Below are 12811 nucleotides of genomic sequence, written 5' to 3' on the forward strand. Positions count from 1 at the left end.
GTTTTCAAGAAAAGACCACTCAATTGAGTGGTCTTTTCTTGTGTGTACTGTGGTGCACGGTAGTACATACGTTCGGTTTGTTGTTCAGAACGTATTCCCTCGAGTCATCTATTTAGGGCCGCATTCTTTGGAATGTGGCCCATTCTTTTGCACTTCGTAAACGCCGGATAAAGAAAAAGCCGCCCTTGGGCGGCTTTTCATTGCAGTGCTGATCAAATGCGCTTTGCCAGTTCGGCAGCTTTGCCAACATAAGCAATCGGCGTCAGCTCCAGCAGGCGAGATTTTTCTGCTTCGGGAATTTCCAGCCCTTTGATGAAGGCAGACAGTGTCTCGCGCGTAATGCCGTCCTTGCCGCGGGTCAGCTCTTTCAGCTGCTCGTAGGGATTGGGCACACCGTAGCGACGCATCACGGTCTGGATCGGTTCTGCCAGCAATTCCCAGCTGCGGCCCAGTTCGTCAGTGATGGCCGCCGGATTGATTTCCAGCTTGTTCAGGCCCTTCAGGCAGGCTTTGAAGCCGAGCATGGTATAGCCGAAACCGACACCCATATTGCGCAGTACGGTGGAGTCGGTCAGGTCGCGCTGCCAGCGTGACAGCGGCAGCTTTTCTGCCAGATGGTTCAGGATGGCATTGGCCATGCCCAGATTGCCTTCGGAGTTCTCGAAGTCGATCGGGTTGACCTTGTGCGGCATGGTCGAGCTGCCAACTTCGTCCTTCTTTACCTTCTGTTTGAAGTAGCCCAGCGAGATATAGCCCCAGATGTCGCGGTTCAGGTCGATCAGGATGGTGTTGACGCGGGCCACTACCTGATACAGCTCGGCCATGTAGTCATGCGGCTCGATCTGGATGGTATAGGGATTGAAGGTAAGGCCCAGGCCGGATACGAAGCGGCCACACAGACTTTCCCAGTCAATCTGCGGATAGGCAACCAGGTGTGCATTGTAATTGCCGACTGCACCGTTGATTTTGCCGAGGATTTCCTGGGCGACCAGCTGTTCGCGCTGGCGTTTCAGGCGATATACGGCATTGGCCATTTCCTTGCCCATGGTGGACGGCGTTGCCGGCTGGCCATGTGTGCGGCACATCATTGGCAGGTCGGCCAGTTCGTGTGCCAGTTGTTGCAGCTTGAGGATGACTTCGTCCAGTGCCGGCAATACCACGGTATTGCGTGCGGTTTTCAGCATCAACGCATGCGACAGATTATTGATGTCTTCTGATGTGCAGGCAAAATGGATGAACTCGCTGGCAGCCATGACTTCGGTGTTGCCCGACAAGCGCTCTTTCAGCCAGTATTCAATGGCCTTGACGTCGTGGTTGGTGCGCGCTTCGATGGCTTTTACTTCTTCGCCGTGCTGCACAGTGAAGTTGCTAATGACATCATCGATTTCGCGGATGGTTGCCTCAGAGAAGGGCTTCACTTCCTCGATGCCTGGCTCGGCAGCCAGCATTTTCAGCCATTCCAGTTCTACCTTGATACGAAACTTCATCAAGCCATATTCGGAGAACAGGTTGCGCAAGCCTTCAACCTGGGCGGCATAGCGGCCATCCAGCGGGCTCAGGGCGGTCAGCGGGTTCAGATTCATGACGAGGTATTTCCAAGCGTGGTTTGCCAGTCGGGCTGGCAGGTTTCAGTACAAAACAAATCGTTTGGGTCAGGCTGGTATGCCAGCCTGCGTGCTAGTCCGGCAGCCAGTTTGTCGGCGGCTTCCGGTTTGAAGCGGAAAAACAGTTCGGGCTCGATCATCTCGACTTCCATCAAGGCAAGCTGCCCGTGGTTATCGCGAATGATATCGACACGGGCATATAGCACATCAAAAGGCAGTGCAGCCACGGTGGCTTCGGCGAAAGTGCGTTCTTCAGCAGTGGCTTGATGGGAATGGACGCTGCCACCATGGTCATCCTGCACCCGGAAGTCGCCTGCTTGTGGCAGCTTGCGGATGGCATGACTGAAAGCGCCATCGATAACCATCAGTGACAACTCGCCCTGACTCAGTATGTGCTGCTGGAATGGTTGCAGCATCATGGCTTCTTGCTGGATCAGCTCGGCAAAAGTACATTCCAGCGCCGTGCTGCTTCCTTCATCCAGCCGGTAGGTGTGGCGGGCAGAGCCCGACACTACCGGCTTGAGAATGGCATGCTCCCATGCGCAGTCCTGCAGGCACTGCTCCAGCGTACGGGTATCACCCTTCTCAATGTAGTGACTACTGACCGTGTTGATACCCTTTTCTGCCAGTATCGCCAGATAATGTTTGTCGATATTCCAGTTGATCAAGTCGGCACTATTGAACAGCGTGGTTTGCCGGGCGACCCGGCTGAGCCAAGGACTAAACTCGCCAAAGCGGTCAAAATAGTCCCAGGTGGTGCGAAACAGTATGCTGCGCGTCTGCGTCCAGTCGAAATCCGGGTCGTCCCAGGCCTTGCGCGCAACGCGTAGTCCTCGAGCTGACAGGGCTGCCATGACAAGGCCGTCTTCGTGATGAACCTGACGGCTATACCAGTCGGCCTCATTCAGCTGGAGTAGGGATTGCTTGGTTAGTACGACTACATCAAACTGCATGCATTTCCTTCACGTCAAGAAAAACGGGTGCCAGGCACCCGTTTCGCTTACATCCCGGGCATCATGCCCTTCATGCCTCGCATCATTTTCATCAACCCGCCCTTGGCGGAGAACTGCTTCATCATTTTCTGCGTCTGTTCAAACTGGTTGAGCAGGCGATTGACCTCCTGCACGGTCACGCCGGAGCCGGCGGCAATACGGCGCTTGCGGCTGGCTTTCAGTAGCTCAGGTTTGCGGCGCTCTTCCATGGTCATCGCGTTGATGATGCCCTCGATGCGGCGCATGGATTTTTCGGCTTCTGCGCCTTGGATACCCTTGGCCATCTGGCCTAGTTGGCCGGGCATTTTTTCCAGCAGATTGGACATGCCACCCATTTTTTTCATCTGCTGCATTTGCGCCTTGAAATCTTCAAGATCGAAGCCCTTGCCGGACTTCAATTTCTTGGCCATGGTGGCTGCTTCGTCCTGATCGATGCCCTTCTGGACTTCTTCAATCAGCGACAGCACGTCGCCCATGCCCAGAATGCGGCTGGCGATACGGTCAGGGTGGAAGGCTTCCAGTCCGCTGACTTTTTCACCTACACCGATAAACTTGATCGGCTTGCCAGTAATGTGGCGTACGGAAAGCGCAGCACCGCCACGCGAGTCACCATCCATTTTCGTCAGAATGACGCCAGTCAGCGGCAGGGCTTCATTGAAAGCCTGCGCGGTATTGACGGCATCCTGGCCCTGCATGGCATCAACAACAAACAGCGTTTCCACCGGATTGATCGCTGCGTGTACCGCCTTGATTTCCGCCATCATGGCTTCGTCAATGGCCAGGCGACCAGCAGTATCGACCATCAGCACATCAAAGAAATGGCGCTTGGCATGATCTACGGCGGCACGGGCGATCTCGACAGGTTGCTGCTGGCTATCGGAGGGGAACCACTCAACGTCTACTTGCTCGGCCAGCAGCTTCAACTGTTCAATAGCAGCGGGGCGGTATACGTCGGCGGATACCACCAATATCTTTTTCTTCTGCGTTTCTTTCAGCAATTTGGCCAGCTTGCCCACCGTGGTGGTTTTACCGGCACCCTGCAAACCTGCCATCAGTACGATGGCGGGCGGAACGGCGGCCAGATTGAGGGCGTCGTTTTTCTCCCCCATCAATTTGACGAGTTCGTCGTTGACAACACCAACCAGGGCCTGGCCTGGTGTCAGGCTACCCATGACCTCCTGGCCAAGGGCGCGCTCCTTGATCTGGGCGATAAAGGATTTGACGACAGGTAGTGCAACGTCGGCCTCCAGCAAGGCCATGCGAACTTCGCGCAAGGCGTCCTGGATATTGCTTTCGGTCAGGCGGGCATTGCCGCGCAGATTCTTGATGACGCCGGACAGGCGGTTGGTCAGGTTGTCTAGCATGCTGAGTCCTTCTGTCTGCCAACGAGGGACAGGTTGGTGTAGACTTTCAAACTGTCGATTTTACCACGAGCTGCCGGGTTGACGCCCGCAAATGATGGCGCTAACACCATGACTGCTTTTATTTTTGTTCTGACAATCCTGCTCATCTTCGCCTATGGCGGCCTTTCCTGGCACTTTATCGGTAACTGGAAAGGTGTTGCCAGTTTGCCGCGCAACCCCCGGTTCGAGCACACTCTGCTGGGTGTCATCTTGCTGTTGCATGCTTATGCTGTCATGTCGCCGCTGTCCGAAGGCAGCATGATTTCACTGGGGGTGGGGCGTGCCTTGTCGGTGGTGGTGTGGATGATGTTGGTGATCTACTGGACCTGCAGTTTTTTTTATCGGGTTGAAGGGCTGCAATTGTTCATGATGCCCCTGGCCATGACGACACTGGGATTTGCGCTGGTTTTTCCGGGTGAGCACATCATGCACGATCTGGGCAACCCGGCTTTCGCCCTGCATGTATTGGTCTCAATAGTGGCTTACAGTCTGTTTGCCATCGCAGCCTTGCTGGCAGTGCTGATGCTGTTTCTGGAAAAAGCATTGCATGACAAGCGCTGGTTGTCTCTGGTGCGGCAATTGCCACCATTGCTGTCGCTGGAAAAAATGATGTTTCAGGTGATTGGTATTGGATTCATGTTGCTCACTGTATCTTTGCTGACGGGCGTGGTCTTTTCGGAAGAAGTGTTTGGCAAGGTTGTGGCTCTTAGCCATAAGACAGTTTTTTCTGTTATTTCCTGGCTGTTGTTTGCAGGACTGCTGCTGGGGCGTCACTTCAAAGGGTGGCGTGGCAAGGTGGCCATACGCTGGACATTGGCTGGCTTCGCTGCTTTGCTATTGGCTTATATCGGCAGCAAAATGGTATTGGAGTTGTTGTTGCATCGTGCATGATCCAGTTGTTGTAGCGGGTTATATTTTTTGTCATCACTTTCATTAGTAATGAGGAGCTGCTTCATGAAAAAACTGTTTGCCATGATTTTTGGCCTGTTGTTTATCTGCGCTTCTGCCTTTGCTGCAGTCAATATCAACACGGCAACTCAGCAACAGCTGGAGTCGCTTAATGGTATCGGGCCAGTCAAAGCCAAGGCGATCGTCGACTACCGCACCAAGAACGGTGCCTTCAAGTCGGTGGATGACTTGAAGAAGGTGTCTGGTATCGGCGACAAGACGCTGGAAAAGCTGCGTAAGGATATTGCCGTTAGTGGGAGCAGCACCGTACCGGCAGCAGCGCCAGCCAAGGCGGCTGCACCAGCAGGCAAGGCTGTAGCAGGTAAGAAAGAAGCCTCCAAACCAGCGGCAAAGAAATAAGTATTGATCGCAAACAGCAAAGCGCCCCGTGGGGCGCTTTGTTTTTACCTAGCTCTTGTTCTTGCCGAATAATTGCAAGGCACGTTGTCGCTGTATTGCGTGGTCCACGATGGGGGCAGGGTAGTCGCGTTTCAATTTGAAGCCCAGTGGTGGATTTTTAGCCAGCCAGGGTGCATGAATGTCTTTGTTGTTAAGTGATGCCAGTTCTGGCACGTAACGACGGATGAACTTGGCTTCCGGATCGAATTTTTCTGACTGTGTTACCGGATTGAAAATCCGGAAGTAAGGCTGGGCGTCACAACCTGTCGATGCAGCCCACTGCCAGCCGCCGTTATTGGCAGCCAGGTCAAAGTCTAGCAAGGTCTCGGCAAAGTAGGCTTCACCCCAGCGCCAGTCAATCAGCAAGTCTTTGACCAGGAAGCTGGCTGCTATCATGCGCAGACGGTTATGCATATAACCAGTCTGCTTCAATTGCCGCATGGCGGCATCGACGATGGGATAGCCGGTTTGCCCTTCCTTCCAAGCTGTAAACCATTCCTGCGAATTTTCAAACTCAAGCTGGCGGTATTCTTCCTTGAAGCTGCTGCCCACCACTAGCGGGAAGTGCCATAGCAGCTGTTGGTAAAAGTCGCGCCAGATCAGTTCTCCCAGCCAGCACTCCGCCCCCTCTCCACCTTGCTGCCAGGCAAATTGCGCCAATTTCCGGACGGAAATGGTGCCAAAGCGTAAATGCGTGGACAGATAAGAGACGCCCTTTGTTGCCGGAAAGTCACGCCAATTCTTGTAATGACTAATGCGAAGCATGAAGTCGGCAAACAGTTGCTCTGCTGCTTCACCGCCTCCTTGCAAAACAGTGTGTGTGTGCGTGAAGCCGAGGGTTTCAAGTGATGGTGATGGCGGAGTTTGCCAGTCGCGGTCCAGCTGCTCCAGATGGTCTTGACTGAGGTAGGACTGCAGGGTGATCGGGGCCAGCCGCTTGAGCCAAGCATTCTTATAAGGTGTGAACACGGTATAAGGGCGGCCAGCCGCAGTTAACAGCTCATCTGTTTCGAAAATCACTTGATCCTTGAATAGCTCAAGTTGCCCCGATTGTTGTGCCAGCTTCTCGGCCACCAGTTTGTCGCGCACTATCGCCGCCGGCTCGTAGTCCCGGTTGGCGAAAACCCTATGGGCTCCCCATTGTTGTGCCAGGTTCGGAATGATGTCCTGTGCCCGGCCATGTGCCACATACAAATCACTGCTTGCAGCCGCAAGTCTTTGTTGCAGGGCTGCGACGCACTCCCAGATGAAGGCAATGCGCCGGTCAGTTGCCGGCAGTGTGGCAAGTATGTCGGTATCAAACACAAAAACACAGCGCACTGCTGCGCCAGACTTTAGGGCATGAAAGAGGCCGGCATTGTCATCAATACGCAAGTCTCGGCGAAACCAGAAAATATGTGTTTGAGGCATGGGTATGCGCGGCCTTGTTGATATGTTTAAGGGTGGATCATCCAATTTTTCATCATTTTTGCAACACATTCGAGGGGGTGTTGTATTTTTGGTTTGATGATTTTCATTGCTTTTTCTTTGTTATTTTCAATAAAAATCAATTGCTTACGATGTTTTTTTTCTCGCTGGTACGGGGGTAATCCTGAATCGCCTGCTGCGATGTTTTGTATTTTTGCAACGAGCGCTTTATATTTCAGCCAGCAACTCGCCGATCAATCGGCAGTGAAAAAATGTCCGGGGGCCTCAGATGTAAGGGGCAATCTAACAGGACTACATTAAACTGACTTCGAAAGGAATTAGCGATGAACAAGAAGCTGATCGCCCTGGCTCTGGCCGCTCTGCCGGTAGCCCACGCAATGGCTGATGTAACCATTTACGGCACCATCGAAGCCGACATGGAAAGCAGCAAGGCTTACTCCAACAGTGCTACTAGCGGTGGCAAGCTGAAGTCTACTACCCGTATCGACGACACCGGCTCCCTGATTGGTTTCAAGGGTAACGAAGATCTGGGCAATGGCCTGAAAGCTATCTGGCAGGTTGAGCAAGGTCTGAGCATTGACGGTACATCCAAGCCTACGACCGGTGCTAATGCCAGCAACACGTTTGCTACCCGTGACTCCTTTATTGGTCTGCAAGGTTCTTTTGGTAAGGTTCGTCTGGGTAATCTCAGCTCCTTCCTGAATTCCGATGCTGGTGCTCCGGACGCTTGGATCTATGGTAGTGGCGTGAATGGCCTGACCTATAGCTCGATCAATCAGTTGGATGATCGTTACAAGAATTCCATCCGCTACGATATTCCGGAATTTGTAGCTGGCCTGAGCGGTGCTATTCAGTATGGCGTTGATGAAACCAACGCTAACAACAAGCAGAATGTATGGAGCATTGGTTCTACCTACACCAACTCCGGCTACTTCGGCACTTTTGGCTACGTTCGTAAAGCTAACGCTATTGGTACCGACAAGGCTGCTAACTACTGGCGCGTTGAAGGCGGTTACAACGCCAATAACATCCTGGCTGCTGCTTACTACGGTCATTCCAAGCTGGATTCTGATGTTATTTCTAATAACTTTGCAGGGTCGACTGCTGTTGGTACTTCCGGCGTATCCCATAAGGAAGCTGGCCTGACCCTGGGTTACACCATTGGCGCTATCACCCCGAAATTCTCCTACGGTCGCGTATGGGGTGCTTCGGTTGAAGGTGGTTCCGATATCAAGGGTCACCTGAACCAGTACGTACTGGGTGCTGACTATGCTCTGAGCAAGCGTACCACTGCTTACGCTTCCTACGGCTACGTTCAAAACACCTATCGTGATTCCACCAACGACAAGTACTCCAACGAGCACACTGTTGCTGTTGGCGTTCAGCACAAGTTCTAATTCTCGCTTCGAGAGTTAAACTTAAGAAAAAGGACTGCTTCGGCAGTCCTTTTTTTATGTCTGTGTCGGCGTTGTGATCAGTAGCGATTTATGCCGAATCCACCTGGCTTGTAGGTGCTGACGGTGCTGCCACTTTGTGCCACCTGCGCATATAATGCCTGCAGGGTAGTGCAATGCTCTGTGCTACGGGCGCTGAGAATAGACAAAGGGATTTTATGGAAGCTTCTGCGGGGATATCTGGCCTGGGGCGGGCACTTGTTCAGAATAATGCCTTGCTGTTGCAGGATGCAGAGGCGATTCAACGTCTGGCGCAGGCTTCCGGTATCAGCTTTGTCGAGCAATTGATCGCCAGCAAGAAGATGTCGGCCGTGGAGGTGACGACCTTTGCCTCTGGCGTGTTTGGCTACCCTTTGCTGGATATGGGCGCGATTGATCCTGCCCTGTTACCCAAGGGTATGGTTGATGAAGAATTGATCGGCAGTCGCCGTCTGGTTCCCTTGTTCAAGCGTGGCAATAGACTTTATATCGGCACTTCCGACCCTACCCAGACCTCGGCCTTTCATGCCATTACCTTCAAGACCGGCCTGACGGTTGAAGTGGTGGTGGTTGAGGATGACAAGCTGTCCAAGGTGATCGGCAAGTACACCGAGGATGCTACTGCTGCCATCAAGGCCCTTGAAAACGAGGATTTTGGTGATCTGGAGTTTGTCGATCCGGATGCACCTACCGCACACAGCGAAACCAATCAGCCAGATGTCGATGATGCGCCGGTGGTCAAGTTCATCCATAAGGTGTTGCTGGATGCGATTACGGGTGGTGCTTCCGACGTTCACTTTGAACCGTATGAAAAATTTTATCGTATTCGTTACCGGGTCGATGGCCAACTCAAGGAAATTGCCCAGCCGCCCTTGCTGCTGAAAGAAAAAATCGCCTCTCGCATCAAGGTGATTTCCCGCCTGGATATTTCAGAAAAGCGAGTTCCTCAGGATGGCCGCTTGAAGCTGGTTCTTTCCAAGACCCACTCGATTGATTTTCGCGTGAGTACCTTGCCGACCTTGTATGGCGAGAAGATCGTGATGCGTATTCTTGATGCCTCCGCGGCATCGCTGGATATCGAGCAGCTGGGGTTCGAGCCGGAACAGAAAAAATTGCTGCTAGAGGCAATTGGTCGCCCGTATGGCATGGTGCTGGTTACCGGGCCAACCGGTAGTGGTAAAACAGTGTCGCTTTACACCTGCCTGAATCTCCTGAATAAGCCCGATATCAATATTTCCACGGCAGAAGACCCGGTCGAAATCAACTTGCCGGGCATCAATCAGGTCAACGTCAACGAAAAGGCAGGTCTGACTTTTTCTTCGGCCTTGAAAGCCTTTTTGCGGCAAGATCCCGATGTGATCATGGTGGGTGAAATCCGTGACTTCGAGACGGCGGATATTTCCATCAAGGCCGCGCAGACTGGTCACATGGTATTCTCCACGCTGCATACCAATAATGCTCCGGCCACATTGACGCGTTTGCTCAACATGGGGGTGGCGCCATTTAACGTGGCCAGCTCCGTACTGCTTATCATGGCGCAGCGTCTGGCGCGTCGTTTGTGCGGCCATTGCAAGGCCCCAGTGGATATACCTGATACGGCCTTGCTGAGGGCTGGGTTCCGGCAGGAAGAATTGGATGGCAGCTGGAAACCCTATGGCCCGGTCGGTTGCGATGAGTGCCGCGGTTCCGGCTATAAGGGTCGTACCGGTATTTATGAGGTGATGCCGATTACCGATGCGATGACCCGACTGATCATGCAAAATGGCACGGCGATTGATATCAATGATCTGGCCTTGAAAGAGGGCATGGTCGATCTGCGGCATGCAGGCCTGCTCAAGGTCAAGCGAGGGCTGACCTCGCTGGCTGAAATTGAGGCAGTGACCAACGACTAGATACAAGAAAGACAAGCATGGCGACCGTGGCGAAAAAGACAAATCCGGGGTTTATCTGGGAGTGGGAAGGCAAGGACCGGTCCGGCAAGGTCATCCGTGGCGAGCTGCGTGCGGAAACCGAGGCTGTTGCCAAGACGCAATTGCGGCGGCAGGGGATCAATGTACTCAAGGTAAAGCGCCGGCGCAGCGGTTTTGGTCGCAAGATCACCGAAAAAGACATCACGCTGTTTACCCGTCAGCTCTCCACCATGATGCGAGCTGGCGTGCCCTTGCTGCAGGCTTTTGATATCACGGCCAAGGGGCACAGTAATCCCGCCGTCACCAAGATGCTGCTGGAGGTCCGTGCTGATGTGGAGACGGGTCTGTCACTGGCGGAGGCCTTCCGCAAGAAGCCGCTGTATTTCGACAAATTATTCTGCAATCTGATCGCGGCTGGCGAAACCGGTGGTGTGCTGGACTCCTTGCTCGACAAGCTGGCCACCTACAAAGAAAAAGTGATGGCGATCAAGGGTAAGATCAAATCCGCCATGATCTACCCGACGGCGATTATTGCCACGGCCTTCATTATTACTGCAGTGATCATGATTTACGTGATCCCGGCGTTCAAAGACTTGTTCTCGAGCTTTGGCGCCGACCTGCCGGCACCGACGCTAGTCGTAATCTGGTTGTCAGATTTCTTCGTTCACTGGTGGTGGCTGATTTTCGGTTCCATTTTCGGTGGCATTTTTTCTTTTTTCTATGCCTTCAAGCGCACGCCCAAGCTGCAAGAGCAGTTTGATCGCATCTTGCTGAAGCTGCCCGTGCTTGGCGACATCATCCGCAAAGCGACCATTGCCCGCTGGTCTCGTACCCTGTCCACCTTGTTTGCTGCCGGTGTGCCGCTGGTCGAAGCGCTGGATTCGGTTGGTGGTGCCTCGGGTAATCAGGTGTATAGCGAAGCGACCAAGCTGATTCAGAATGATGTCAGTGCCGGTTCCAGCCTCAGCTATTCCATGCAGCGCACCGGGCTGTTTCCCAATATGGTGTTGCAGATGACTTCGATTGGTGAGGAGTCCGGCTCGCTTGACCAGATGCTCGACAAGATTGCCGATTTCTATGAAGAAGAAGTCGACAACGCGGTGGCCTCGCTGTCCAGTCTGCTGGAGCCGGCCATCATGGTGATTCTGGGTGTACTGATTGGCGGTCTGGTCATCGCCATGTACATGCCGATTTTCAAGATGGGTCAGGTGGTAGGTTAAGCATGACTGAAATGGCAAGTGTATTCGCTGGCAATGCCGGCTTGCTGGTGGTGGTGGTATTGCTGTTTGGTCTGCTGGTCGGCAGCTTTCTCAATGTGGTGATTCATCGTTTGCCCAAGATGATGGAGCTGGGTTGGCAGCAGGAGTGTGATGCTTACCTGGGACGGGAGCAGACGGTGCAGCCCAAGTACAACCTGCTGGTGCCCGCATCACATTGCCCGGTGTGCCGGCAGGAAGTCCGCCCCTGGCAGAATATTCCCTTGTTGAGTTATGCCTTGCTGCGTGGCCGCTGTCATGGTTGCAGTACGGCGATCAGCCTGCGTTATCCGGCTGTTGAGTTGCTGACCGGAGGCCTGTTTGCGCTGCTGGCCTGGCATTATGGCTGGAGTGTGCAGTTGCCTGCTTACCTGGCGCTGACTGCGGTGCTGGTGGCACTCGCGTTCATTGATGCCGATACCCAGTTGCTGCCGGACAGCTTGACGCTGCCCTTGTTGTGGGCAGGCCTGCTGTTCAATCTACTGACCGGTACTGTTGCACTGTCCGATGCTGTGCTGGGCGCGATGGCTGGCTATCTGAGCTTGTGGCTGGTGTACTGGCTGTTCAAGCTGGCTACCGGCAAGGAGGGCATGGGTTATGGTGATTTCAAATTGCTGGCAGCCTTTGGTGCCTGGCTGGGTTGGAGCATGTTGCCGCTTATCATCCTGCTGTCTTCTCTAGTGGGGGCGGTGGTCGGTATCGTACTGATCCTGCTGGCACGCATGGGCCGTGGCCAGGCCTTGCCATTTGGCCCATATCTGGCCGCTGCCGGCTGGATTGCCTTGCTATGGGGTCAAGACATTGTTGCTTGGTATCTAGGCATGTATGCCCATTAATATTGTTGGCCTGACCGGTGGTATCGGTTCCGGTAAAAGCGCCGCCGCTGCGCAGTTCGCTGAACTGGGCGTGCCGGTGGTGGATACGGATGTCATTGCGCATGCACTGACTGCGGCTGATGGTGCTGCCATGCCGCTGCTCGCCGCAGAATTCGGTAGCCAGGTGGTCGCGGAGAATGGCGCTCTTGATCGGGCGGCGATGCGGGCCTTAGCCTTTGCCGATCCGGATAGCCGCCGCCGGCTGGAGTCCATCCTGCATCCGCTGATCCGCGCCGAATCTGTCCGCCAGTTGGATGCCGCTCGCGGGCCCTATGTCTTGCTGGTGGTGCCCTTGTTGTTTGAAAATCCGGATTATCTGGCACTGGTGCGGCGTAGCCTGCTGGTGGATTGTGCGGAAGAGGTGCAGTTGGCGCGGGTGCAAGCCCGCAGTGGTTTGACCGCCGAAGCGGTACGCGCCATCATGGCGGCGCAGATGCCGCGTGTGCAAAGATTGGCACGGGCGGACGATGTCATTGATAATGACGGCTCGCTTGCGGCATTGCAGCTTCAAGTCGAGGCCAAACACCAGTATTATCTTGCAAACCTTGCCCACGGCCAGTGAC

General features: G+C 54.0%; 11 protein-coding genes. 7 read left to right on the plus strand and 4 right to left on the minus strand.

Going from position 1 to position 12811, the window contains the following annotated elements:
• Window positions 1-212: 212 nt before the first annotated feature.
• From purB to ffh, 3 genes are read right to left on the minus strand one after another with little or no spacing between them, the layout of a single operon-like run.
• Window positions 213-1583: an adenylosuccinate lyase gene (gene purB / locus DBR44_RS18295; RefSeq protein ID WP_124645428.1), complete on the minus strand. Its 1371-nt coding sequence runs from the start codon at window positions 1581-1583 to the stop codon at window positions 213-215.
• Window positions 1580-2557, minus strand: coding sequence for a RimK family alpha-L-glutamate ligase (locus tag DBR44_RS18300; protein ID WP_124645429.1), 978 nt, complete (start codon window positions 2555-2557; stop codon window positions 1580-1582). Before DBR44_RS18300 ends, purB begins: the two co-directional genes overlap by 4 nt.
• Window positions 2558-2604: 47 nt before the next feature.
• Complete coding sequence (gene ffh / locus DBR44_RS18305) at window positions 2605-3960, minus strand: signal recognition particle protein (protein ID WP_124645430.1); 1356 nt, start codon at window positions 3958-3960, stop codon at window positions 2605-2607.
• A gap of 108 nt (window positions 3961-4068) precedes the next feature.
• On the opposite strand from ffh, the gene DBR44_RS18310 reads away from it, so the two are divergent.
• Entirely contained in the window at window positions 4069-4890 is an 822-nt protein-coding gene (locus tag DBR44_RS18310; RefSeq protein WP_124645431.1) for an inner membrane protein YpjD, read from the plus strand.
• Window positions 4891-4953: 63 nt separating this feature from the next.
• Complete coding sequence (locus DBR44_RS18315; RefSeq protein WP_124645432.1) at window positions 4954-5307, plus strand: ComEA family DNA-binding protein; 354 nt, start codon at window positions 4954-4956, stop codon at window positions 5305-5307.
• Between the two features lie 48 nt (window positions 5308-5355).
• Here DBR44_RS18315 and DBR44_RS18320 read toward each other — a convergent pair whose 3' ends face one another.
• On the minus strand, window positions 5356-6756 hold the full coding sequence (locus DBR44_RS18320; protein ID WP_124645433.1) for a deoxyribodipyrimidine photo-lyase: 1401 nt from the start codon (window positions 6754-6756) through the stop codon (window positions 5356-5358).
• Between the two features lie 341 nt (window positions 6757-7097).
• Here DBR44_RS18320 and DBR44_RS18325 point away from each other — a divergent pair, with 341 nt between their 5' ends.
• The 5 genes from DBR44_RS18325 (at window position 7098) to coaE (ending at window position 12810) form a co-directional block, all read left to right on the plus strand.
• Entirely contained in the window at window positions 7098-8171 is a 1074-nt protein-coding gene (locus tag DBR44_RS18325) for a porin (RefSeq protein ID WP_124645434.1), read from the plus strand.
• Window positions 8172-8386: 215 nt separating this feature from the next.
• The gene (gene pilB / locus DBR44_RS18330; RefSeq protein WP_124645435.1) at window positions 8387-10099 is read left to right on the plus strand and encodes a type IV-A pilus assembly ATPase PilB; all 1713 of its coding nucleotides are present in this window, start codon (window positions 8387-8389) and stop codon (window positions 10097-10099) included.
• A gap of 17 nt (window positions 10100-10116) precedes the next feature.
• Window positions 10117-11337, plus strand: a complete 1221-nt coding sequence (locus tag DBR44_RS18335) for a type II secretion system F family protein (RefSeq protein ID WP_124645436.1) — start codon at window positions 10117-10119, stop codon at window positions 11335-11337.
• A 2-nt stretch (window positions 11338-11339) separates the two neighbouring features.
• Entirely contained in the window at window positions 11340-12209 is an 870-nt protein-coding gene (locus DBR44_RS18340) for an A24 family peptidase (protein ID WP_124645437.1), read from the plus strand.
• Window positions 12199-12810, plus strand: coding sequence for a dephospho-CoA kinase (coaE, locus tag DBR44_RS18345; protein WP_124645438.1), 612 nt, complete (start codon window positions 12199-12201; stop codon window positions 12808-12810). The genes DBR44_RS18340 and coaE overlap by 11 nt, the downstream gene beginning before the upstream one ends.
• The last annotated feature ends 1 nt before the right edge of the window (window position 12811 follow it).

The sequence above is a fragment of the Aquitalea sp. FJL05 genome (genome assembly GCF_003852595.1).
GTDB classification, from domain to species: Bacteria; Pseudomonadota; Gammaproteobacteria; order Burkholderiales; family Chromobacteriaceae; genus Aquitalea; species Aquitalea aquatilis.